Origin of the sequence: Castellaniella sp., from assembly GCF_041675725.1 — a bacterium.
Classification (GTDB): domain Bacteria; phylum Pseudomonadota; class Gammaproteobacteria; order Burkholderiales; family Burkholderiaceae_B; genus Castellaniella.
Genome location: NZ_JBAYTI010000005.1, coordinates 46,833 through 69,673 on the forward strand (window position 1 = coordinate 46,833; position 22,841 = coordinate 69,673).

Sequence of the window (22,841 nt, forward strand, 5' to 3'; positions counted from 1 at the left end):
CCCGCGGCCCGTTATACTGATCCTTGCACCAGGGCAAGCCTTTTGCCGCCTGCCCAGCTTTCAAGAGAACATGCCATGCTCCATACGATCCGTCAGACACCTTCGCTGCTGCTGCTTTGCATCGTGTCGTCCTGCCTGGCCCTGCTGATGCCAGCCGCGCAGGCGCAAGAAGCCCAGAACAGCTACCAACAAGAAGTCGCCCGATGCCATGCGACACCCGGCATCGATCTCGAGGCCTGCCTGAAAGAAGCGGCGGCAGCCGCAAAGGCCAGCCGCGACAACACCTTGTCCGACCCCGCCGCCAACACGCGCGAGCGCAATCTGACCAGCCGTTGCGATGCATATACGGGCAGCGCCCGCGACGAATGCCTGCGCCTCATGCGCAATGGCGATATCGAAACCCTTGGGTCAGTCGAGTCGGGGGGCATCCTGCGTCGCATGACCATCCCGGTGCCGGCCACCGGCTCGTAGGCTGGCGCCCCGGCGCGGCCCAGGAAACACCACCACGACGCGCGTGCCCGGAAATTCTGGCCGGCTGCTGGCTTTCACCCAGGCCCCGTGGGCGTGCGCGATCTCGCGCACGATGGCCAGCCCCAGCCCCGAGCCGCCCGGATGGGCGCCAGACGGCCGGTAAAACGGCTCGAAGATTCGGCCCAGATCGCCCGCCGGGATGCCCACCCCGTCATCCTCGACCGAAAACGCGGGCGGGTTGGCCAGCACCCTGAGCACGATGGTACGCATGGGCATGGCGTCGCACAGGGCATTGTCGATCAGGTTGCCCAGCAATTCCGTCAGCAGCAATGGATCGGCATCCACCAGCACGGCACCCGGTGGCGCCTCCAGCTGCAGGCGAATCCCCTGCGCGCGGGTGACATCGAGCCAGCGCGAGCCCGCCTGGCGCATCCATTCGCACAGGTCCAGACGCACGAATGCGTCTTGCGGCCGCATGCTGTGATCGGCACGCGCCAGCACCAGCAATTGCTGCCCCATGCGTATCATGCGATCGGTGACGGCCTTGATCCGTACCACGCGAGCCCGCACGTCGTCATCCAGATCCTGGCTGAGCATGAGTTCGGACTCCAGCTTCAGGCCTGCCAGAGGTGTGCGCAGCTGATGGGCCGCCTGGCCGACGAAGCGCCGCTGCGCTTGTACGGAGTCATCCAGCTTGAGCAACAGGCCATTGAAATGCTGAACCAGCGGGGCCAGTTCCGCCGGCAGGTCCGAGCCATCGAAGGGTTGCAGGTCGTCCACGGAGCGCTGCCGGATCTCATGACCCAGCCTGCGTACCGACGCGAGCTCCGCCCGCACCCCGGACACCAGCACCCAGACGAACAGAAAGATCAGTACCGCCTGAAGCAGCAACATCGCCCAGAACAAATCCCGCAACTGCCACGGCTCGGGCTGCAGGATGCCTGTCATGTACCAGGTCGCCAACAGATCGATGATCAGCAGGATGAACAAAGCGGGCAACAGGCGGCGCACCAGGCGCCCCACCAGCGAGTCGGTACGCAGCCACCGGCGGGGATTCAGGCGGGACAACCCCTCTGGCCCGGCATCAGGCCGCATGGCCGGCATCCAGCAGGTAGCCGAACCCCCGGATTGTCTGGATACTGGCGCCCGTACCATCCAGGTGCTTGCGCAGACGATAGACGTAGACCTCGACCGCGTTGTCGCTGAAGTCGGCATCGCGGGCCGAGAGCGATTGCACCATCTGCTGCTTGGTCACCACCTGGCCTGGCCGCGCCATGAGCATTTCGAGCAGGGAGAGCTCGCGCACGGACAGGGTCAGGCGCCGGCCGCCTACGCTGACCTGACGCCCAACCGTATCCAGTTGCAGCGCACCGCACTCGAGCAGCGTATCGGCGCGCCCCAGGCTGCGCCGCGCGAGTACACGCACGCGGGCCGCCAGTTCGGCCAGTTCGAACGGCTTGGTGACGTAGTCGTCGGCCCCGGCATCGAGCCCCGCCACCCGGTCTTCCAGACCATCGTTCGCCGTCAGTATCAGGATCTGGCCCTGATACCCCTGCCGACGCAAACTTTGGAGGATTTGCTGCCCCCCCACGTCAGGCAGGTTCAGGTCGAGCAGCAGCAGGTCATGACCCTGCTCGAGCACCCGCGCCACCACGCCCCGCCCCGTCTGCACCCAATCGGCCACGTGTCCCTGGGCAAGAAGGAACTCTTGCAGCGCATGGCCCAACGTGATGTCGTCTTCGATGACCAGAACTCTCATGTCGAGATTCTAGTCTGGTGTCGTCACGAACCCCAAGCGTTTCATGCCCGCCTGCCGAGCCGCACCCATGATCCGGGCCAGCAGGCCATAGCGCGTCTCCGTATCGGCGCGGATGCGCACCTCGGGCTGGGGCTCGATGCGGGCCTCGACGGCGAAGCGTGCCACCAGATCTTCTTCGGCGATGGGCTGCTCATTCCAGAACAACGCGCCGGTTGCATCGACGGCCAGGTCCACCACCACCGGCTTCTGCTCCAGGGGCTGGGCCGAGACCTGCGGGATATTGATGCGGATGGAGTGACTGAGCAACGGGGCCGTGATGATGAAAATCACCAGCAGCACCAGCATGACGTCGATCAAGGGCACCATGTTGATCTCGGACATAGTCGAACTCGAGCGACCCGAATCGAAACTGCCAAACGCCATGGTCACCCTCCCCGCGTGCTGGCCAGATTGATGTGGCGCGCGTGGGCCCGCCGATCGTGATCCCCATCACCCACCGGCTGGCCGGTAGTCAGGAACGTGAACAAGTCGTGCGCAAAAGCATCCAGCCGGGCCAGATAGACCCGATTGATGCGAACGAACGCGTTGTACGCCAGCACTGCCGGAATCGCCACGGCCAGGCCCAGGCCCGTCATGATGAGCGCCTCGCCCACCGGCCCGGCGATCCGGTTGATGGTCACGCCATCCGACATGCCAATGCTGAGCAGCGCATGATAGACACCCCACACGGTGCCGAACAGCCCCACGAATGGCGCCGTGGATCCCACCGATGCCAGAACGGTCAGGCCATTTTCGAGGCGCGCCGTCTCCTCGTCGATCACCTTGCGGATGATGCGTGTGACAAAAGCGGCCGTTGAACCACTTTCCTCCAGCTTGAGTGCGCCATACTTGACGTGGTGCTTCTGCGCGTGGATGGCATGGCTGGCCAAATGGGCGAAGGGCTCTTCCGCCCCGTGCGTGGCGATCTCGTTCTCCACCTGCTCCAGCGAACTGGCCGACCAGAATTCCTGCAGAAACTTCTCCGAGCGACGCCGAATGCGCAGATGAGTGAAGCCCTTGGCCAGGATCAGATACCAGCTGGCCAGCGACATGAGCAACAGGAAGACGAACAGTGATTTCCCCACGGCATCACTTTGGCCGATGAAGTGCATCACCCCCTGCCCCGTCACGGCCACGCCTGGCTGCACAAGCGACATGTCCGCAGACGCCTCCGCCAGCGGCGCCAGCTGCGGTGCCGTTGTCGCGAGATTTTCAGCCACGGGCGCTGCGACCTGCGGATCGGCCACCTGGGCCACCATCAAGACTGCTGCCTGCATCATGTCCAGCATCATGTTCATGTCCTACAAGACAAAATCAAAAGGAATGTCGACAATTGCCTTATAGGCAATGCCATTTTCGGTATAAGGCTTGAAACGGGCCTGATGGATCACCTTCATCGCGGCCTCATCCAGGCGGCTGTGTCCGGACGACCGGCTCACCTTCACGTCCGCCACACGCCCCTGCGGAGAAATCAACACCCTCAGCACGACGCGCCCCTGCTCGCCCCGGCGCTGGGATATTCGCGGATAAGCGGGCGTCGGCCGCTTGCCCAGATAATCCACCTGGCCCACGACCCGCGCGCGATCCGGGTCGATCGGCTGCGAGGCGCCTTGCACGGGACGCGCCTCGCGGGCCCCCCCGCGGTCCGCCGTATCCTTCGCCGCAGCCGGCGCAGGCGCTGCGGGCTTCGGCCGTGCAGGCGCCGGTGGCTTGGGTTTAGGGGTAGGTTTGGGCTTGGCCACTGGTTTGGGTTTGGGCTTGGGCGCAGGCTTGGGTTCGACGACCGGTTTGGGCTTGGGCGGCGGCTCGACTTCGGGTACGGGTTTTGGTTCAGGGGGAGGCTCCACGACTGGCGCCTCGGGCTCAGGCTCGGGGATCGGCTCGGGAATCGGCTCCGGTTCCACCACGGGCTCAGGTTCGGGGATCGGCTCCGGTTCCACCACGGGCTCCGGTTCGGGGATCGGTTCGGGCTCCACCACCGGTTCGGGTTCCGGAATGGGTTCGGGTTCCACCACGGGCTCCGGTTCCGGGACGGGTTCGGGTTCTACTACGGGCTCAGGTTCGGGCAACGGCGCGGGTTCGAATACAGGTTCCGTCGACTCCAAAGGCAGATCGGGCTCGGGAATGACTTCCGCCGGCCGGGCGTCGCCCGCCTCGGCCTCCACATCCTGTGCGGGGCCCAGTTCGACGAACTGGACATCCAACCCCTCGGGCTTGCCTTGCGCGACTTCGCTCACGGGCGCCTGCAACACCATGGCCATGACCAGGGCATGCAGCCCCAGCGCCAGTATGGCCGCCAGGGTCTTGAGGCCATAGCGGGAAGAGAACACAGCCCTGTACATGAAATGGCAGAGACAGCAAGGAAAATGTGGATATTAGCAGGAATGATAACCGTTCTCAATTCAGCTTTGGCAAGAGGACGACCATCGTGCTAACGTCCCAACACCTTATGTCCCTGCCTGAAAACCATACCCTGCCCGAGAGGACCCCATGGAACAGGAACTGAGCCAGTTTCTTGAAAAAGAGCTATGGATCTTCCCCGTGGTCACCGTGTTGATCACCCTGGCCGTGAACCGGGGCATCCATTGGCTCCTGGCGTGGCGCTTACGCCGCCTGCAGCCCGGCCGCCATGTCTGGCGGCATGCGCTGGTGGATTCAATCGACGCCCCCTTGCGCACGGCGGTCTGGCTCACCAGCCTGGCCCTGATACGCCAGAAAATGATGCCCAGGGGGACGCAGCCGCTGGCCGACCACTTCGTCAGCCCTGCCCTGGGCATACTGGCCATCATCATCCTGGTCTGGTTTTTACTGCGCCTTGCCGAAAAAGCCAAGCAGAACTACTTGTTCTACATCCGTCACCGCAACCAGGAAACCGATGAAACCGCCATCGACGCACTGAACAAGATGGCCTGGGCTTTCATACTCATTTTTGCGTCGATCTCGATCCTGCAGCAGCTGAATGTGCCCCTGGCCAGTCTGCTGGCATTCGGCGGTGCCGCGGGCATCGCCGCGGGCTTTGCGGCCCAGACGCTGGTCGCCAACCTGCTGGGCGGCCTGACCATTTATGCCAGCCGCATCTTCAAGATCGGCGAAGACATCATCTTTCCGGGCACCAACCTGGCGGGCACCGTGCAGAACATCGGCTGGCGCGCCACCCGGGTGCTGGGCTGGGACGGCAAGCCCCTCTATGTGCCCAATTCGCTGTTCAATTCTTCCAACATGGTGAACCACTCGCGGCTGAGCCACCGCATGATCAATGAGCACATCCTCTTGCGCTACGAGGACTATGACAAGGTGCGCGATATCATCCAGGAAGGCAACCGTTATCTGAGCGAATGCAGCAACCTGAAATATTTCGTCTTCCGATTCGATCATTTCGGAGACGGCGCGCTGAAGCTGTTGCTCTATGCCTGGGTGCAGACCGAGCCCGCAGGCGCGTTCGTGCCTTTTGCCGAGTTCATGAAGGCGAAAGAAACGTTGATGCTGGCGCTGGCCGACATCGCCCTGGCGCATGGCTGTACCCTGTTGCTGCCCGTCAGCAGCGTATACCTGCACGCCGGCGCACAGAGCCAACCCCCCGAAGGCCTTGAAGGCGCTTTTATGCCGGGCCCGGCACAACCTATGATCGCAGCCTCGGTGCCGCCAGATCCGCGTACGGCTCGCTGAACTGAATTTTGGGCTTTGGGGAGACGATGCTGAAGAGACTTGATTTTATTGATTTCCGTCGCCATATGAACGGAAACCATGAATACGTGGTGCCCAGGAGAGGACTCGAACCTCCACACCTTGCGGCACATGGACCTGAACCATGCGCGTCTACCAATTCCGCCACCTGGGCACTGCATAACGTGTATGCTATTGCTTTTGCCGAAGCCGGGTGACCCTGACCTCGAGCGAATGCGAAACTATACATCACTATTTTTTTGGATGCAAACACCCTTTGAAAAAGCGTAACAACAACGACAATAACCCTTCCGCTTGCCCAGAACCCACCGCCGATCTGGCGGCAGACTACGATCCAACCGTTCCCACCCGAGAGCAGATCCTGCAGTTTCTGCGACAGGCCGGCAAAGCCATGACACTCGACGCCCTGGCTGAAGCCGCCCAGGCCAGTCTGCCACCCTCTATCGGCTTCATCCGGCGTATCAAGGCCATGGAACGCGACGGTCAACTGCGCTTCAACACCCAGGGTCGCCTGCAGATCTGCAAGAATACGCAGTTCATCACCGGTGTGGTGCAAGGCCATCGCGATGGCTTCGGCTTTCTGATACCGGATGATGGCAGCCCGGATCTGTTCCTGTCGCCTCACGAAATGAGCAAGGTGCTGCATGGCGACCGCGTGCGGGCCAAGGACCACGGTGAATACCGCGGTCGGCCGGAAGGCGCCATCGTCGAAGTGCTCGAACGGCGCACACTCAAGCTGGTGGGCCGTTTCCTCAAAGAACGCGGCGCCTACGTGGTCGCCCCCGAAGACCAGCGGATCAAGCACGACATACTCATCAGCCCTCAGGACACAGCCGGCGCCGAGCCGGGGCAAGTGGTCACGGTGCAGATTCTGCGCCAGCCCGCCAGCCACGTGCAGGCTCAGGGGCGGGTCATCGAGGTCCTGGGTGAAATCGACGATCCCGGCATGGAAATCGAAATTGCCGTGCGCAAGTTCGGTGTTCCCCACGAATTCTCGCCCGAGACCCTGGCCGAGGTCGCCCGGGTGCCCGATTCAGTCCAGGAGCGCGAGCTGGCGGGGCGCATCGACCTGCGCGACCAGCCATTCCTGACGATCGACGGCGAAGACGCGCGCGATTTCGACGATGCGATTTTTTGCACCGACGCCGACCTGGGGACGGGCAAGCGGGCCCGTCCGGGCTGGCGGCTGCTGGTCGCCATCGCCGACGTCAGCCACTATGTGCGCGATCGCAGTGCGCTCGATGACGATGCCCTAGAGCGCGGCACCAGCGTGTACTTTCCGCGGCGGGTGATTCCCATGCTGCCCGAAGCGCTCTCCAACGGCATCTGCTCGCTCAACCCGGCAGTCGACCGGCTGGTGATGGTCTGTGACATGACCGTTCCAGCAGAAGGCGCGCGCGCTGGCACCGTGATTGCCTATCAATTCTATGAAGCCGTGATCCGCTCCAGGGCCCGCACGACCTACGAAGACATCTGGGCCGCGCTCCAGCAGCCAGACGGGCCCTCCGCGCAGAGCCTGGGTGACCTGCTGCCACACGTGCAAACCGCATATGCGCTCTTTCAGGCGTTTCAGCAAGCGCGCCGCAAGCGTGGGGCCATCGATTTCGAAACGGTCGAAACCCGGATCATCAGCACCCCGCTAGGCCGGATCGAACGCATCGAGCCCGCCGTACGCAATGATGCCCATCGGCTGATCGAAGAATGCATGCTGGCCGCCAACACGTGCGCTGCCGACTTCATCGTGCGCAACAAAGCGCGGGCGCTGTTTCGCATCCACGAAGGCCCCACGCCAGAAAAACTGCAGGCGCTGCGTGAGCACCTGCGGCTGTTGGGGCTCACGCTCGAGGGCGGCGACGAGCCGCGCACGGCCGACTACGCCCGGCTCATCCAGCAAAGCCGCGCACGACCCGACTTCGACGTCATCCAAACCCTCTGTCTGCGATCCATGCAGCAGGCCCTCTACAGCCCGGAGCAAACCGGGCACTTTGGCCTGGCCTATGATCGCTACACCCATTTCACCTCGCCGATACGACGCTACCCCGATCTCCTCGTGCACCGCACCCTGCGCGGCATCCTGAACAGGAAGCCATACCATCCGCCCATTCTGCCTGGATTTTCTCCCGATCCCACGCAGCCCGCCCGGCTGCGCGAACAAGAAGCCTGGGAAGCGCTGGGCGATGTGCTGTCGGCTCGCGAGCGCCGTGCCGACGAGGCCTCTCAAGACGTCGAGGCCTGGCTCAAATGCTGGTTCGCCCGCGAGCACGTCGGCGAAGTTTTCAGCGGACGCATCAGCGGGGTCACCAGCTTCGGCGTCTTCGTCACGCTGGACACGCTGTACGTGGACGGGCTGGTGCACATTTCCGAACTGGGGGGCGACTACTACCAGTACAACGAAGCCCTGAATGAATTGCGCGGTGAACGCAGCGGCTTCCGGTATCGCCTGGGCGACGCCATGCAGGTACAGATCTCGCGGGTCGACCTCGAGGCCAGGCGCATCGATTTCCGTCTGGTCCGCAGCGAACACCTCAAGGCGCTGCCATCCGATGGCCCGACCGAGGCCGTACCCCCTGCACGACCACGAAAAAAGGCGGCAGGTGCCAAGCCCGCGGCGCTGCGTGGGACCACGGCCCGGCAACGCCGCGCCCAGGTCAAGCAGGACGAGCGTGCGGCGACCCGAAAACAGCGCAGTTGAACCGCCCATGGCGGCAGCAGGCCCGAACATGTCATCTCAACACATCCTCGTCGGTTTCCACGCTCTGCAGGCGCGCCTGCGCCATGCACCTGATACCCTGCGCGAAGTATTCATGGACGCGTCGCGCCACGACGCACGCATGCAGCGCTGCCAGCAGCAGTTGGATGCGGCGGGCGTCACCTGGCGTGCCGTGGACGTACAGCGCCTCGATGGCCTGGCGGGTGGCGCGAGGCATCAGGGCGTCGTGGCATTGGCGCAGCCGCGGCCACTGGCCGTCACCATCGATGATGTGCTGGATCCACTGGAAGATCGGGACGAAGCGGCATTCCTGCTGGTCCTGGATGGCGTATCGGATCCGCATAATCTGGGGGCATGCCTGCGCACCGCCGACGCTGCGGGCGTCCATGCCGTCATCGCCCCCAAAGACCGTGCCGTGGGCCTGACCACCACCGTGCACCGTGTCGCCTGTGGCGCAGCCGATACGGTCCCCTATCTGACCGTCACCAACCTGGCACGCACCCTGCGGGCACTGCGCGATCGGGATATCTGGCTGATCGGCACCGATGACAGCGCGCCGGGCAGCCTGCACCAGGTCGACGCAAAGCGCCCGCTCGCCTGGGTGATGGGCTCCGAAGGGCACGGCATGCGCCGCCTGACGCGCGAGACCTGCGACGAGCTGGTGCATATTCCCATGCTGGGTGCCGTCGAGAGCCTGAATGTCAGCGTGGCCAGTGCCATATGCTTATATGAAACCGTGCGCCAAAGAAGCCCGACAAAAGGCGGATAATCATACCGATTGCACATTCCACACATTAATCCGGCGGCAGCCGACGGGCCTGCGCCGCTATCCTGTCACCGATCCATCCATCCCCCCATGAGCAAGCCTGGCTTCACCACCCAACTGGTCCACCACGATCACCGCGCGCACCTGCAGCACGGCGAAATCCATCAGCCCATCCATCCTTCCACCGAATACGCCTACGCCGATGCTCACGAGCTGGCCGCGGTTTTCCAGGGCAAGTCCGGCTATACCTACGCCCGCCAGGGCACGCCCACCACGGCCTCCCTGGAAGCCAAAATCACAGAGATGGAAGACGGCCTGAACACGGTCACCTTCGCGACCGGCATGGCTGCGCTGGCGGCCACATTTCTGACCCTGCTGCGCAGCGGCGATCACCTGATTTCCAGCCAGTACATTTTCGGCAATACCAACAGCCTGCTGATGACTCTGGAAAACTTCGGGGTCGACGTCACCCTGGTGGATGCCACCGATGCGTCGCAGGTCAAGGCCGCACTGCGGCCGAACACGCGCATGGTGTTCGTCGAAACCATCGCCAATCCAGGTACCCAGGTGGCCGACCTGGAGGAGATCGGCCGGTTCTGCACTGCCCACAAACTGGTGTACGTGGTCGACAGCACCCTGTCTTCACCGTGGCTGGCCACAGGCCGACGCTTCCAGGCGTCGCTGGTGATCAACTCACTGTCAAAGCACATTGGCGGACATGGCAACGCGCTGGGCGGGGCGATCACCCAAACAGGCCTGTACGATTGGAAGGACTATCCCCATATCCACGATGCGTATCGCAAGGGCGACTCGCATGGCTGGGGTCTGCTACAAATCAAGAAAAAAGGCCTGCGCGACATGGGTGCCACCCTGTCCTCGGACATGGCTCACCGCATTGCGGCCGGCGCGGAAACCCTGGCTTTGCGCATGGACCGTATCTGCAGCAACGCACTGGCCCTGGCGCGCTTTCTGGAGCAGCACCCCAAGGTCCAGCGGGTCCATTACCCCGGCCTGCCCAGCCATCCACAACACGAGCGGGCGCGGCAGTGGTTCGATCACCGTTTCGGCGGCTTGCTGGGGGTCGAACTACACGACTCCGTCGACGTGTTCGACTGCCTGAACCGGTTGCACGTGGTGGCCCTGGCCACCCATCTGGGCGACAACCGCAGCCTGGTGCTGCCCGCCGCGCATACGATCTACTACGAGATGGGGCCCGAGCGACGCGCCCTCATGGGTATTCCGGATGGCTTTCTGCGCATCTCGGTCGGGATCGAAGACGAAAAGGATCTGATCGATGACTTTCGCAATGCGCTGGCCGAAACCCCCTGGCAGGGTTAACCCGACAATCCCTCGGTTTTTTCGTGAAGTTCAGAAAACATGCGGGTTTCAAGGATTTTTTTCTTGACACCCTCGCCATTCATAGGCCTAATACGCCTTAGCCAGGGCGCTTGTCCACGTGGGGCGAATCGCGTATTCTGGCGCATGGCAGCATCATTCATCAAACCTCTGGCAGTCCGCGTTGCCAGGGCAAAACAAATCACAGGGGTAATCCGTCAATGAACAAGACCGAGCTGATCGAAAGCATTTCATCCAAGACCGACCTCTCCAAGGCAGACGCCGGGCGTGCCCTTGAAGCTTTCATCGATACCGTCAAAGCCACCCTCAAGAAAAAAGATTCGGTCACCTTGGTCGGGTTCGGCACTTTCGCAGTGACCGAAAGAGCAGCACGCACCGGGCGCAATCCGCAAACGGGGAAAGAAATCAAAATCAAGAAAGCTTTCGTGCCCAAGTTCCGCCCAGGCAAGGCGCTCAAGGACACCGTGAACGCCAAAAAATAAACACCTGCAAGCGCTGTCGCCTGCCCATACGGCCACCCAAATGGTGGCTTTTTCAATTACACGCTACAATACCGCTCTTGCATCTGGCTCGCGCCCGAAGCGGCCCTGGGGTGCTTAGCTCAGTTGGTAGAGCGGCGCCCTTACAAGGCGTAGGTCGGCGGTTCGAACCCGTCAGCACCCACCATACCCACGGGCCTCCTGCCGGCCGGCGTTTTTGCGCAACAGATCGATCAGCCACATGAACCCCACGCACTCCTCCAACGGCTCGCCCGCCTGCGGGCCAGAGGCGTTGGCCCGGTTCGACAGCATCATCGACGTACGCACGCCAGCCGAATTTGCCGAAGACCACATGCCCGGCGCGATCAACGCTCCGGTACTCGATAACGCCGAACGGGCCTTGGTCGGTACCCTGCACGCGCAGGAATCCGCATTCAAGGCCACCCGCGTAGGGGCCGCGCTGGTGGCCCGGCACATTGCCGAACATATTGAAACCGTGTTCGCCGACAAGCCGCGCAACTGGCGGCCGCTGGTCTATTGCTGGCGGGGCGGCAAGCGATCGGCCGCAATGGCCACCTGGTTCAATCTGATCGGCTGGCGCGCCCGACAGCTCGAAGGGGGCTACAAGACCTGGCGGCGATACGTCATGGCCGAGCTGAACACCGTGCCGCACGCTTTTCGGTACATCGTCCTGACCGGCCCAACCGGATCAGGCAAAACCCGACTGCTCCAGGCCTTGGGGGCCACTGGCGCACAGGCGCTGGACCTCGAGGCACTGGCCTGTCATCGGGGTTCGCTGCTGGGCGCGCTGCCCAACCAGGCCCAACCCGGCCAGAAGCGTTTCGAGACCCTGCTGCTGCAGGCTCTACAACAATTCGACCCGAATCGTCCCGTGTTCATCGAGGCCGAAAGCCGACGCATCGGCCAAGTCAGCTTGCCCGACGCTCTGCTGCAGGGCATGCACGCCGGGCGGTGCGTGCGCGTGCGCACCCGCCTGCCCAAGCGCATTGACTTTCTACTGCAGGACTACGACCACCTGTTCGAGACACCCGACACGTTCAGCCAGCAGCTGCACAAACTGATCGGGCTGCACAGCCGCAAGACCGTCAGCCACTGGCAGGCGCTGATCCACCACCAGCGCAAGGCCGAACTGTTCAACGCCCTGGTGCAAATGCATTACGATCCCGCCTACCAACGCAGCAGCCATCACCACTTTGCAACGCTGGACCAGGCCCTGGTCTTCGACTATGACCCGACCGCCTCGAACCAGGCCCACCAGGCTCGGGCGCTGATGCAACAATTGGGCCTCCTGCATGCCGAGCAGGCATGATCTTCACCACGCAGCCCACCATGACCGATACGACAGCCTCCAGCCCGACACTGACCTCCCTCTCCCACGGAGGCGGCTGCGGCTGCAAAATTGCCCCGGACGTACTGGCGCAACTCATGGACCAGGCACTACCCGCCGGCTTCTTTCCCGATCTTCTGGTCGGCACCGAGTCGTCAGACGACGCCGCGGTCTACCGCCTGAATGAACATCAGGCCCTGGTGGCCACCACCGACTTCTTCATGCCCATTGTGGACGATCCCCACGATTTCGGCCGCATCGCCGCCACAAACGCCCTGTCAGACATCTACGCCATGGGAGGCCGCCCGATCATGGCCCTGGCGCTGGTCGGCATGCCCATCCAGGTGCTGCCGGCCGATACGATTTCGGCGATTCTGGCGGGCGGCGCCTCAGTGTGTCAGGCGGCCGGCATCCCCATAGCCGGCGGCCACTCGATTGACTCCGTCGAGCCCATTTACGGCCTGGCCGTCATGGGCCTGGTGCACCCGGATCACATCAAGCGCAATGATCGCGCCCAGGCCGGCGATGCGCTGATCCTCACAAAAGGCCTGGGCGTCGGCATTCTGTCGGCTGCACTAAAAAAAGGGCAGCTTGGCACGTCGGGCTACCAGACGCTGATCCACAGCACGACCCAGCTCAATGCCATTGGCAGTCAATTGGCCCAGCACGGCAGCGTCCACGCACTGACCGACGTCACCGGGTTCGGGTTGCTGGGTCACACGCTCGAAATGTGTCGCGGTTCGGGCGTACAGGCCCACATCGATTTTGCCACCCTGCCCTGGCTTCCTGAAGCGGTGTCCCTGGCCCGCTCAGGCGTGCGTACCGGCGCCTCGGCCCGCAACCTGAAGGCCTGCGCCCAAGCGGTCGACCTCGGCCCCGGCCTGCCCCCCCACGCCACCGATCTGCTGACCGATCCCCAGACATCCGGCGGCTTGCTGATCGCCTGTGCGCCTGAATCCACGACCCCACTGCTGACGCTCCTGCACACAGAAGGCTTCGAATACGCCGCACAAATCGGTACCCTGCAAGCAGGCCGCCCCCTCGTCAGGGTCGCCTGATCCTGGCCGTCCTGCCTTACGGAGACTCCTCATGCTCGATCCCTTGGTGATTGCCCGCAACGATCACACCGACATCGGCCTGCCCCCGGGCCTGGCGAACCGCCACGGCTGCATCACCGGCGCCACCGGTACGGGCAAGACCGTCACACTGCAAGTGCTGGCCGAGGCCTTCTCCCGAATCGGCACGCCGGTGTTCCTGGCTGACGTCAAAGGCGATATGAGCGGGATCTCGCAAACCGGCAGCCTGTCGCCCAAACTCGAGCAGCGGCTGCAGGATCTGGGTCTGCCCGTGCCTGCCTGGGGCGCCGGCCCAGTTACGTTCTGGGATATTTTCGGCGAACAAGGGCACCCCGTGCGCGCCACCGTGTCGGACCTGGGGCCCCTGCTGCTGGCGCGCATGCTGGACCTGAACGACACGCAAGAAGGCGTCCTGAACGTGGTGTTCCGGGTGGCCGACGATGAAGGCCTGCTGGTCCTCGACCTGAAAGACCTGCGCGCCATGCTGCAGTTCGTCGCGGATCACGCAGCCGAACTGCGCACCCGCTATGGCCTGGTGTCCGCCGCATCGATCGGCGCCATACAGCGCAGCTTGCTGCGCCTGGAAACCGAAGGCGCCGACACCTTCTTTGGCGAGCCCATGCTCGACCTATTCGACTGGCTGCGTACCGACGGCCGCGGGCGGGGAATGATCAACATCTTGGCGGCAGACCGCTTGATGCAGTCGCCCCGCCTGTACGCCATTTTTCTTTTGTGGATGCTGGCCGACCTCTACGAGCGCCTGCCCGAAGTCGGTGATCTGCCCCAACCCAAGCTGGTGTTCTTCTTCGACGAGGCACACCTGCTGTTCAAGGCGGCGCCCCCCGCTCTGCTCGAGAAGGTCGAGCAGGTGGTGCGCCTCATCCGGTCCAAAGGCGTGGGGGTGTACTTCGTGACGCAGAATCCGGCGGACATCCCGGACAGCGTCCTGGGCCAACTGGGGCACCGCATCCAGCACGCCCTGCGCGCCTACACGCCGCGCGACCAGAAAGCCGTGAAAACGGCCGCCCAGACGATGCGCCCGCGCGCAGGCCTGGACATCCAGGCGGCCATCACCGAGCTGGCCGTGGGCGAGGCCTTGATTTCGCTGCTCGACGAGAAAGGCCAGCCCAGCCCGACCGAGCGGGTCTGGATGTATGCCCCAGGCAGCCGGATCGGGGCGATCACGCCGGCCGAGCGGCAAGCCCTGCGTTCGGCGTCCTTGCTGGCCGGAAAATACGAAACCCCCATCGACCGCGAGTCGGCCTGGGAAATCCTGCAAAAGCGGATGGCCCAGGCAGAGGCCGACGTGGCGGCCGCTCCCGTTCCGGGTAGGAGCGAACCCGGCCTGGGAGGGACCGTCAATGAATTCCTGTTTGGCTCCACCGGCCCGCGCGGCGGTCGGCGCGATGGAGTCGTGCAGTCTGTAGCCAAAAGCATGGTGCGCAACACTGCCAACCAGCTCCTGCGAGGCCTGATGGGATCCCTGCTCGGGCGCCGGCGATGACGAATGGGGAAATCCCGAATGGTATCGGGTTCGGGCGGTTTCTATACTGAAGCCGCTACCATTCGGTAGTTCTTCAACACACTTCCCGTGTTGTCTGGGCACTGTGCCTTTGCAGTGTCTGCTGCCACAACGGCAGCAGGGCCCCGCCAAAAGGCGGGGCCTTTCACATGAATACGGCCAGTGCGCCATGCCCCGCATTCGTGCAAAAATAGGGCATGCTTCGCACGCGTCTCTTCAGTTTGTTGTTCCTCTGCGCCCTGCTGGCCTCTTGCGCCGGCGTACCACCCCGTGGCTTGCCGGGCGCCCACTTCGTTGCATCGCCCAACTTCGATGAACGGCGGCCCAATCTGGTCATCATCCACCATACCAGCAATAAAACCATGCAGGAAGCCCTGCGTACGCTGACTTCGCCCGCCCGCCAGGTCAGCGCACACTACCTCATCGGCCGTGACGGCCAGATCCTGCAGCTAGTCGATGAACGCGACCGGGCCTGGCACGCGGGGGTGTCGTGGTGGAACGGCCAGACCGACGTGAACTCGGCCTCGATTGGCATCGAATTGGACAACAATGGCAACGAGCCTTTTGCCATAGCCCAGATGCAGGCCTTGTTGCTGTTGCTGGCCGACCTGAAAGAACGCTACCGCATCCCAACGGCCAACTTTGTCGGCCATGCTGACGTCGCACCCGGCCGCAAGGTGGACCCCAGCGCTTGGTTTCCCTGGGATCAGCTGGCACGCTACGGTTTCGGCCTGTGGTGTGATCCGCCGTTGCCCGACGCGCCGGCGGGCTTCGATCTGGGCCAGGCCCTGATCGCCCTGGGGTATGATCCCGCCCGACCCGAAGCGGCACGCCATGCGTTCCTGTTGCACTTCTCACGTGGCCTGGAGCCCAGCCTGCGCACGCAAAAGGCGCTGGCACACTGCCTTCTGGAGCAACGCACAGCGCTCCGCTGAACCCCATACGACACGGTCATCCAGATATGCTGCAAGCATGGCTCGCAGGCTGTCTCGCAGGCTTGCAGGTGATGGGCTTTCACCCTATAATTGCGTGCTTTGGCGCATTAGCTCAGTCGGTTAGAGCGACGGAATCATAATCCGCAGGTCCGGGGTTCGAGTCCCTGATGCGCCACCAGATAAATCAAGCACTTGCGCCACCCTTAATCCGGTGGCGTTTTTGCTTTTCGGGGACGTGTACCCCCTGTGTACCCCGTGGGTGTCAATCTGCCAGTACGCCAGCGGTCTCTGGCAGGCTATCGCGGTCGATGTCAACGATTGCGATGGGCATTAGTCACCGCCTTTGGCGATTGCATCCGCTTTTGCGCGCCGCTCGGCACACCGCATGCGATCTTGTGGGTATCGTCAACAAACCGGACGAAGGGCGCGCCGGAAACCTTGCCCTTGTGAACGGCATCTTCGATCTCGCCATCAAACCGTTTCAAGCATTCTTTGAGTGCCTCATTCATGACCGCCTCCCGTTCACGATCTCGTTGATCTCGTTGAGCAGATCAGACATCAGCCAAAGAATGTTGTCTTGCCGGTGCTCGAACAGATCCCGCATGATGTCGCCAGCATTGCCGTAGGTCATCATGGACAGAGCACTGGCCTGAGCTGTCAGCTGCTGGATCAGACGATCTTTGCTTCATTCGCTGTGATCAACTTACGGGAGGACTTGCATCTCCAGCAGTGCGCCCATGCTGGGCGCACCGAAAAAACCGCCCGAAGGCGGTGGTGTGTATAGAATACGTAACTACAAAAATAACTTGCGCGCTGTTATTTCCGTAACTACAATAATCATATGGAAATCACCTTCGATCCAGCCAAAGATCGCAGCAACCGGCGCAAGCATGGTGTTTCTCTGCCGCTGGCCCAATGGATCGATTGGCCCGAGGTGATGGCCAAGCCCGACACACGCCAGGACTATGGCGAGGTTCGGGAGATCGGATACGCGATCATCGATGATCGGCTGTATTGCGCGGTGTTCACGCAGCGCGCAGACAAGATACACATCGTCAGTCTGCGTAAGGCCAATTCGAGAGAGGTACGAAACCATGTCGAGCAAACGTAAATTGATTGTGCCCACGCCAGAGGAAGACGTCGCAATCAACCGTGGCATTGCGGCAGACCCCGATACCTATGAACTGGGCGTCGAAGAATTCAAGCAGCTCAAGCGGGTAGGACGTCCACGTCTGGATAATCCCAAAGTAGCCGTGACAATTCGCTATGACCAGAAGGTGATCGACGCCTTCAAGGCCGGTGGGCCTGGTTGGCAGACCAGGATGAATGATGCCCTGAAGAAGGTTGTAGAAGGCGGGCGCGTGTAGAAAGAAAGGCGCCTCTGCGCATCTACAAAAAGATAGACTGGCGATCAGATTGCATCTACAATAAAGCATGGAACTCGAATTCGACGCGCAGAAATCAGAGATCAATGAGCAAGAGCGCGGCCTGCCCTTTGCGTTGGTAGAGCAGTTCGACTTCGAGACGGCGCTGTTCAAGACTGATGATCGACACGACTACGGCGAGGTCCGCATTCGCGCACTGGGCAGGATCGGCGATCGAGTCCATGCGCTGGTCTTCAAGGAAACGAAGACCGGAATTCGAGTCATCAGCTTGCGCAAGGCCAATCGGCGGGAGGTCCGAATTTATGAGCAAGAAACCACTTGACGCTGAACGCGTGGATGCAGAGAACCCGGAGTGGACCGAGGCAGACGCAAAGTCGGCGGTCCGCTTCGATGCTCTGCCGGCGTCGCTGCGACACAAGCTGCGTGGACAGCGCGGCCCCCAGAAAGCGCCTCGCAAGGTGCAGACGGCCGTGCGCTACGACGCAGACATCATCGAGGCATTCAAAGAAGGCGGGCCCGGCTGGCAGACGCGCATGAACGATGCGCTGCGTGAATGGCTGCGCGGCCGCGAGAAGGTGTAGCCTCACCAGGCGCTGGGCTGCTCAAGGGCGGATGTAGTACGGGCGGCGCCTTGCTGGAGTGCGTCACTTAATGATTTGAATGCGACCGGAGAAGATAACGGGCCGTGGGGGTTGCGTGACGCTTTCGCAGTGGCCAGTTACTCAAGCGCTGCTCGCAGGAAAAACGCATGTCTTTCTTGGTTCTCCACAACAGTTGCGCCTGCGTGGCCAAGGCGGCCTGCCACATCTGAAAGCCAAAGAAGCCCCGGTCAGCCAAACGCAGCATCGTGCTGCCGTCCAGGCTCACCACACGCCACTGGCGGTACCACGCGCCTCGCGTGTCCGCCTGAGCAATGGGCTGCATCACCAAATGGTCTGAACGTGGGCGTAATCGCGAATCTTCAAGTCGGCGGAGACCAAAGGCACGGCATGATGGCGCGCCGTGGCCACAATGATGCGATCGGCCGGATCCTTGTGAAATTCCCCGGGCAGATCCACAGATTGGACCGAAATACGGACATCCACAGGAACAAACCGAATCGCTGGCACCTGAGCAACCGTATCCAGCCAAGCTGCTGCATCCATGGTCAGTGCCAGACGGCCCACCTTGGCCAGTATTGCCACCTCCCAAGCGCTGATGGCCGAAACCAAGACTTCGCCACCCTGCACCTCAGCCTCGATGGCTTCGCGGGCGGGACGACTCAACTGCGAGTCCCCCGCCGCCCACCATACCAGCGCATGGGTGTCCAATACGATCATTGTGCTGCCTCCCAGGCGTCGTCGTCGACCGGCGACAAGGGGTCGTCGAACCGAAGGACGGAGCCGCGCAGCACCTCCAGCGGATTGCGCTTTGCCACCGCCCGATAGGGGCGGATTTCAATCGCGGGTTTGCCGTGGTCGGTCACAACAATGGGCTCACCGGTGGCTTCAACCTGCCGGAAAAGCTCAAGCGCCCGCGCCTTGAACACGGATTTCGACACTTGCCGACTGTGCATGGCGACCCCAGAAAATAGTCATATAAAATGACCATTTTATCAGAAAGTGACTATAAATATGAAATCGGATGCAGTCGATGGCACGGGCTGCGCCCGACATGGCCAACATGAGAAAAAACCCCGCCACAAAATGCAAAGGCCTTCCGCGCCTACAATAAAAGCCCCCTTTTGCCGAGGCTACCTCAATGCTGATTTATGACGCTCACAGCCCTGCTCCCCGCTGCCTGCGGATGTTCATACTCGAAAAAGGCCTGCGGATACCGGCCCAGACAATCGACGTATTCAAGGGTGATAACCGGCAGGCCGACTTCCTGGCGGTCAATCCGGCGGGCCAGACACCCGCAATCCGTCTGGATGATGGCGCCGTCTTCGCGGAATCCGTGGCCATTGCAGAGTACCTCGAAGAAACCCACCCAGAGCCGCCACTGATCGGCGCCGATCCCGTCGAACGGATGCAGACACGGCAGTGGTGGCGGCGCATCGAGCTGAACATCACGGAATTCATCCACAACGCCTACCATTATGCCGAGGGTCTGGCACGCTTCGAATCCCGGATCCCCGTGGCGCCAGAGGCCGCCGATGGGCTCAAGCGTATCGCGCAGGACCGCCTGCACTGGCTCGACGCGATGCTGGGAGATGGCCCCTATATCTGCGGGGCCCGCTTTACGGCCGCGGATATCTGGCTGTATGTGTGGCTCGATTTCGGCCGTGAAGCCGGCCAACCGTTCGACGCAGCCACATTGCCGCGAATCGGCCGCTGGTTCGAACACATCGCAAGCCGCCCCAGTGCCGCACAAAGCCGCGCGCTGCTCGCCGATCAGCGCGCTTAGCACTGGCAAACCCAGGCGCAACGAGGCCAGCTCGCGTATATCGCGCGCAACATTTCGCGCAACACCTAGTTGACAAACATTATATATTTATGCATAATGTTAAATATACCGCAGGCTTTTCCTGCTTGCCCACACCCCTGACAGGAGCACACCCAACATGTCCCTACGCATCAATGATGTCGCCCCCAACTTCACCACCGACTCCACGGCTGGCACTCTGACCCTGCATGACTGGATGGGCGACAGCTATGCCATCCTGTTTTCCCATCCCAAAGACTTCACCCCGGTGTGCACCACCGAATTCGGCGCCGTCGCCCGCCTGGCACCCGAATTCGCCAAGCGCAACACCAAGGTCATGGGCGTCTCGGTCGACAGCGTCGAAGAGCACCATCGCTGGAAGAACGACATCGCCCAGTTCGCCCAGGCCCCCGCCGATTTCCCCATCATCGACGACACCTCGCTGCAGGTGGCCAAGCTGTACAACATGCTGCCCGCCGAAGCCGTGCTGCCCGACGGCCGTACGCCAGCCGACAGCGCCACGGTGCGCACCGTGTTCATCATCGGGCCCGACAAGAAAATCCGCCTGACCATGGCCTACCCCATGTCGGTCGGCCGCAACTTCGCCGAAATCCTGCGCGCCCTCGATGCCATCCAGGCTACAGATGGCGTACCCTTAGCCACCCCGGCTGATTGGGTCCCCGGCCAAGACGTGATCGTGGGCCTGAGCCTGACCGATGAACAGGCCAAGGAAAAATACGGCAAGGTCGACGTCCGCCTGCCCTACTTGCGATTCATCGCCGATCCCAGCAAGCAATAAACAGCATCTGCAGCCCCGTGCAACGCAACCGGCCCCATACGGGGCCGGTTTTCTTGCCTGCTTGTGCATCGATGGCTCAGCGCAGATTGCGGCGCAGAATCTTGCCGGTATTGGTCTTGGGCAGGTCATCCATGAATTCGATGATTCGCGGGTATTTGTACGAGGCCATGCGCGCCCGGCTCCAGGCGATGAGTTCGGATTCTGTCAGGGCCGCGCCGGGCTTGAGCGACACCACAGCCTTCACGGTTTCCCCGCGATAGGTGTCGGACACACCCACCACGGCGACTTCCCGAATGGCTGGATGCGCATACAAGGCGTCCTCGACCTCGCGGGGCCAGACCTTGTAGCCGCCCGCGTTGATCATGTCTTTCTTGCGATCGACCAGATAGAACCAGCCTTCCTGGTCCATGAAGCCGACATCGCCCGAGAGCATGAAGCCATCGCGCATGATGCGTGCGGTTTCATCTGGACGATTCCAGTATCCCTTCATGACCTGCGGACCCTGCTTGGCGAGCTCGCCCATTTCACCCGGATCCGCCTGTGTGCCATCTTCACGCAGAATACGCACCAGGGTATTGAACACCGGCACGCCGATGGACAATGCCCCCGATGCCTGGTCGACCGGCGCCCGGGCATCTTGTGGCACCATGAGGGTGACCGAGCAGGTTTCGGTCATGCCGTAGGCATTGCGTATGTAATGACCCGTCAACGTCTCGAATGCATCGGCCGTGGCTGGTGGAATGGGCGCCCCGCCGGAATACAGCCCGCGAAAGCTGTCGAAGTCTCCAGGACGGATGTGACCGGTGTTCATCAGGCTGATGAACGCGGTGATGGCGCCGATGGTGAAGGCCGGCCGATGGGCGCGGATCGTCTCGAGGATCACGTCGGGGTGAAAACGGTGCGTCAGCAGCAACGGACAGCCAGCGAGCAGGGTCAGTGCCGCGTGAGCCGCCATCCCCGTGATGTGGAACAGGGGTGCGATGCACAGGTTGGCATCCCCGCTGTCGAGCCGCACCCAGTCACGAAACACACAGGCGTTGAACAGGATGTTGCCATGGGTGTTCATGGCGCCCTTCGGCTTGCCCGTGGTCCCCGACGTGTAGGTGAGCAATGCCGTGTCGTCGGCCAGCAGGCGGACCGGCGGCAAGGCGGCATCAACGGCCATGGCCTGATCCAGAACGTGTTGGAGATCCACCGCACCCGCGGCGGGCGGCAGACGCGGGCTCTCGCCCAGCACCCGGGCATCGTTGGCGCTCTGGCCATCCAGGGCGGAAAAGGTGATCCGTATCGGCAGATCGACCGTGCCGGACTGAAGCAAGGGGGCCACGATCTCTATGTACAACGCATCGAGACACAGCAGCGCCCTGGCGCCGGAGTCTTGCAGAATGTGCGCCAGCTCAGCCGACTTGTTCATGGGGTTCACCGGCACGGCAATGCCCCCGGCTTTCCAGGTACCCAGCAAGCCGACGAGGAACGCCGGGTTGTTCTGCATGAACAGCACCAGCCGGTCGCCCCGCTGAAACCCCTGCACCAACAGGTAATGCGCCAGCGCCGATGACGCGCCGTCCAGTTCGGCCCGGGTCATGGCCGCATCGAAATAGCGAATGATGACATCGCCTGGCGATTGCACCACCAGAGCCGCAAAAGCGGCCGGGATGCTGGGAAAGTCTGGCTGGATGTCAGCGGGCTGCCGCGGCCCGTACTGCGCCAGCCAGGGCCTGCCGTCTTGAACCTTGGACACTGTCGTCACCCCACGGTTTTTTGTGCGACCGGATGCGACCCGATGATCGAACCACGATCGATCTCATAATTGTGATCGAGCACGCTGGCCGCGTGCTGAAGATCCGCCCCTGAAAGCAGGGCACTGAACCCTTCGGCCCTGAGCGCCCCCACGACTTCCGCAATGCGCAGGGACAGCGCGGGTGCGACCCCTTCGAACGGTTCATCGAGAAGCACCAGCTGCTGCCCTGTCATGAGCGCCCTGCCGATGGCGACCAGCTTCTGCTGCCCGCCAGACAATTCCATGGCCTTTCTGGGGGCAAAGCCTTGCAGCTCGGGAATGATCTGGTAAGCGCGTTGCAGGTGGCGTTCGGCATCGGTAATGCCCAG

At 62.5% G+C, this 22,841-nt stretch carries 27 protein-coding genes and 3 tRNA genes; 18 read left to right on the forward strand and 12 right to left on the reverse strand.

What is annotated here, in order from left to right:
* Nucleotides 1-75: 75 nt before the first annotated feature.
* Nucleotides 76-471: a hypothetical protein gene (locus tag WCZ84_RS01840; RefSeq protein WP_372684551.1), complete on the forward strand. Its 396-nt coding sequence runs from the start codon at nucleotides 76-78 to the stop codon at nucleotides 469-471.
* Here the strand turns inward: WCZ84_RS01840 and WCZ84_RS01845 are convergent.
* From WCZ84_RS01845 to WCZ84_RS01865, 5 genes are read right to left on the reverse strand one after another with little or no spacing between them, the layout of a single operon-like run.
* On the reverse strand, nucleotides 409-1,566 hold the full coding sequence (locus WCZ84_RS01845; RefSeq protein WP_372684552.1) for a sensor histidine kinase: 1,158 nt from the start codon (nucleotides 1,564-1,566) through the stop codon (nucleotides 409-411). The two genes, WCZ84_RS01840 and WCZ84_RS01845, sit on opposite strands and share 63 nt — an antisense overlap.
* Nucleotides 1,556-2,230, reverse strand: coding sequence for a response regulator (locus tag WCZ84_RS01850; protein WP_372684553.1), 675 nt, complete (start codon nucleotides 2,228-2,230; stop codon nucleotides 1,556-1,558). The genes WCZ84_RS01845 and WCZ84_RS01850 overlap by 11 nt, the downstream gene beginning before the upstream one ends.
* Nucleotides 2,231-2,239: 9 nt before the next feature.
* Nucleotides 2,240-2,653 (reverse strand): ExbD/TolR family protein, encoded by a 414-nt coding sequence (locus WCZ84_RS01855; RefSeq protein ID WP_372684554.1) that lies wholly within the window; start codon nucleotides 2,651-2,653, stop codon nucleotides 2,240-2,242.
* Nucleotides 2,654-2,655: 2 nt separating this feature from the next.
* A complete protein-coding gene (locus WCZ84_RS01860) occupies nucleotides 2,656-3,558 on the reverse strand; it encodes a MotA/TolQ/ExbB proton channel family protein (RefSeq protein ID WP_372684579.1) in 903 nt (300 codons plus the stop codon).
* A gap of 12 nt (nucleotides 3,559-3,570) precedes the next feature.
* Nucleotides 3,571-4,611, reverse strand: coding sequence for an energy transducer TonB (locus WCZ84_RS01865; protein ID WP_372684555.1), 1,041 nt, complete (start codon nucleotides 4,609-4,611; stop codon nucleotides 3,571-3,573).
* A 148-nt stretch (nucleotides 4,612-4,759) separates the two neighbouring features.
* Between WCZ84_RS01865 and WCZ84_RS01870 the strand changes: the two genes are divergently transcribed.
* Nucleotides 4,760-5,935 carry a mechanosensitive ion channel family protein gene (locus WCZ84_RS01870; protein ID WP_372684556.1) on the forward strand — a complete coding sequence of 392 codons (1,176 nt, stop codon included), beginning with the start codon at nucleotides 4,760-4,762 and terminating at the stop codon, nucleotides 5,933-5,935.
* An 87-nt stretch (nucleotides 5,936-6,022) separates the two neighbouring features.
* On the opposite strand, the gene WCZ84_RS01875 is transcribed toward WCZ84_RS01870, so the two are convergent.
* Nucleotides 6,023-6,107, reverse strand: a tRNA-Leu gene (locus WCZ84_RS01875).
* A 102-nt stretch (nucleotides 6,108-6,209) separates the two neighbouring features.
* Here WCZ84_RS01875 and rnr point away from each other — a divergent pair.
* The 10 genes from rnr to WCZ84_RS01925 all read left to right on the forward strand — a co-directional run bounded on the left by rnr (nucleotide 6,210) and on the right by WCZ84_RS01925 (nucleotide 16,323).
* Nucleotides 6,210-8,645 carry a ribonuclease R gene (gene rnr, locus WCZ84_RS01880; RefSeq protein WP_372684557.1) on the forward strand — a complete coding sequence of 812 codons (2,436 nt, stop codon included), beginning with the start codon at nucleotides 6,210-6,212 and terminating at the stop codon, nucleotides 8,643-8,645.
* A 28-nt stretch (nucleotides 8,646-8,673) separates the two neighbouring features.
* Complete coding sequence (gene rlmB / locus WCZ84_RS01885) at nucleotides 8,674-9,432, forward strand: 23S rRNA (guanosine(2251)-2'-O)-methyltransferase RlmB (RefSeq protein WP_372684558.1); 759 nt, start codon at nucleotides 8,674-8,676, stop codon at nucleotides 9,430-9,432.
* Nucleotides 9,433-9,519: 87 nt separating this feature from the next.
* The gene (locus WCZ84_RS01890; protein WP_372684559.1) at nucleotides 9,520-10,767 is read left to right on the forward strand and encodes a cystathionine gamma-synthase family protein; all 1,248 of its coding nucleotides are present in this window, start codon (nucleotides 9,520-9,522) and stop codon (nucleotides 10,765-10,767) included.
* Between the two features lie 218 nt (nucleotides 10,768-10,985).
* Nucleotides 10,986-11,267, forward strand: coding sequence for an HU family DNA-binding protein (locus tag WCZ84_RS01895; RefSeq protein ID WP_372684560.1), 282 nt, complete (start codon nucleotides 10,986-10,988; stop codon nucleotides 11,265-11,267).
* A 108-nt stretch (nucleotides 11,268-11,375) separates the two neighbouring features.
* Nucleotides 11,376-11,451, forward strand: a tRNA-Val gene (locus WCZ84_RS01900).
* Between the two features lie 54 nt (nucleotides 11,452-11,505).
* A complete protein-coding gene (gene mnmH / locus WCZ84_RS01905) occupies nucleotides 11,506-12,594 on the forward strand; it encodes a tRNA 2-selenouridine(34) synthase MnmH (RefSeq protein WP_372684561.1) in 1,089 nt (362 codons plus the stop codon).
* Nucleotides 12,595-12,614: 20 nt separating this feature from the next.
* Entirely contained in the window at nucleotides 12,615-13,670 is a 1,056-nt protein-coding gene (selD, locus tag WCZ84_RS01910; RefSeq protein ID WP_372684562.1) for a selenide, water dikinase SelD, read from the forward strand.
* A gap of 31 nt (nucleotides 13,671-13,701) precedes the next feature.
* Complete coding sequence (locus WCZ84_RS01915; protein ID WP_372684563.1) at nucleotides 13,702-15,192, forward strand: helicase HerA-like domain-containing protein; 1,491 nt, start codon at nucleotides 13,702-13,704, stop codon at nucleotides 15,190-15,192.
* A 215-nt stretch (nucleotides 15,193-15,407) separates the two neighbouring features.
* Nucleotides 15,408-16,145: an N-acetylmuramoyl-L-alanine amidase gene (locus WCZ84_RS01920; RefSeq protein WP_372684564.1), complete on the forward strand. Its 738-nt coding sequence runs from the start codon at nucleotides 15,408-15,410 to the stop codon at nucleotides 16,143-16,145.
* A gap of 101 nt (nucleotides 16,146-16,246) precedes the next feature.
* Nucleotides 16,247-16,323 (forward strand) — tRNA-Met (locus tag WCZ84_RS01925).
* A 133-nt stretch (nucleotides 16,324-16,456) separates the two neighbouring features.
* Here WCZ84_RS01925 and WCZ84_RS01930 read toward each other — a convergent pair.
* Complete coding sequence (locus tag WCZ84_RS01930) at nucleotides 16,457-16,654, reverse strand: hypothetical protein (RefSeq protein WP_372684565.1); 198 nt, start codon at nucleotides 16,652-16,654, stop codon at nucleotides 16,457-16,459.
* A complete protein-coding gene (locus WCZ84_RS01935) occupies nucleotides 16,651-16,779 on the reverse strand; it encodes a hypothetical protein (RefSeq protein ID WP_372684566.1) in 129 nt (42 codons plus the stop codon). The genes WCZ84_RS01930 and WCZ84_RS01935 overlap by 4 nt, the downstream gene beginning before the upstream one ends.
* A 207-nt stretch (nucleotides 16,780-16,986) precedes the next feature.
* On the opposite strand from WCZ84_RS01935, the gene WCZ84_RS01940 reads away from it, so the two are divergent.
* From WCZ84_RS01940 to WCZ84_RS01955, 4 genes are all read left to right on the forward strand, one after another.
* Entirely contained in the window at nucleotides 16,987-17,256 is a 270-nt protein-coding gene (locus WCZ84_RS01940; RefSeq protein ID WP_372684567.1) for a BrnT family toxin, read from the forward strand.
* Entirely contained in the window at nucleotides 17,240-17,512 is a 273-nt protein-coding gene (locus WCZ84_RS01945; RefSeq protein ID WP_372684568.1) for a BrnA antitoxin family protein, read from the forward strand. The genes WCZ84_RS01940 and WCZ84_RS01945 overlap by 17 nt, the downstream gene beginning before the upstream one ends.
* A 67-nt stretch (nucleotides 17,513-17,579) precedes the next feature.
* Entirely contained in the window at nucleotides 17,580-17,852 is a 273-nt protein-coding gene (locus WCZ84_RS01950) for a BrnT family toxin (RefSeq protein ID WP_372684569.1), read from the forward strand.
* Complete coding sequence (locus WCZ84_RS01955; RefSeq protein ID WP_372684570.1) at nucleotides 17,833-18,111, forward strand: BrnA antitoxin family protein; 279 nt, start codon at nucleotides 17,833-17,835, stop codon at nucleotides 18,109-18,111. The genes WCZ84_RS01950 and WCZ84_RS01955 overlap by 20 nt, the downstream gene beginning before the upstream one ends.
* Before the next feature lie 342 nt (nucleotides 18,112-18,453).
* Here WCZ84_RS01955 and WCZ84_RS01960 read toward each other — a convergent pair whose 3' ends face one another.
* Together WCZ84_RS01960 and WCZ84_RS01965 are read right to left on the reverse strand one after the other, a co-directional pair.
* Nucleotides 18,454-18,849, reverse strand: coding sequence for a type II toxin-antitoxin system VapC family toxin (locus WCZ84_RS01960; RefSeq protein WP_372684571.1), 396 nt, complete (start codon nucleotides 18,847-18,849; stop codon nucleotides 18,454-18,456).
* Nucleotides 18,846-19,085: a type II toxin-antitoxin system Phd/YefM family antitoxin gene (locus WCZ84_RS01965; protein WP_372684572.1), complete on the reverse strand. Its 240-nt coding sequence runs from the start codon at nucleotides 19,083-19,085 to the stop codon at nucleotides 18,846-18,848. The genes WCZ84_RS01960 and WCZ84_RS01965 overlap by 4 nt, the downstream gene beginning before the upstream one ends.
* A 185-nt stretch (nucleotides 19,086-19,270) precedes the next feature.
* On the opposite strand from WCZ84_RS01965, the gene WCZ84_RS01970 reads away from it, so the two are divergent.
* Nucleotides 19,271-19,915, forward strand: coding sequence for a glutathione S-transferase family protein (locus tag WCZ84_RS01970; RefSeq protein WP_372684573.1), 645 nt, complete (start codon nucleotides 19,271-19,273; stop codon nucleotides 19,913-19,915).
* 157 nt (nucleotides 19,916-20,072) lie between these two features.
* Nucleotides 20,073-20,732 (forward strand): peroxiredoxin, encoded by a 660-nt coding sequence (locus tag WCZ84_RS01975; RefSeq protein WP_372684574.1) that lies wholly within the window; start codon nucleotides 20,073-20,075, stop codon nucleotides 20,730-20,732.
* A 76-nt stretch (nucleotides 20,733-20,808) separates the two neighbouring features.
* Here WCZ84_RS01975 and WCZ84_RS01980 read toward each other — a convergent pair whose 3' ends face one another.
* The gene (locus WCZ84_RS01980; RefSeq protein WP_372684575.1) at nucleotides 20,809-22,473 is read right to left on the reverse strand and encodes an AMP-binding protein; all 1,665 of its coding nucleotides are present in this window, start codon (nucleotides 22,471-22,473) and stop codon (nucleotides 20,809-20,811) included.
* 5 nt (nucleotides 22,474-22,478) lie between these two features.
* Nucleotides 22,479-22,841, reverse strand: a 363-nt coding sequence (locus WCZ84_RS01985) for an ATP-binding cassette domain-containing protein (RefSeq protein ID WP_372684576.1), incomplete at its 5' end; no start/stop codon positions are given.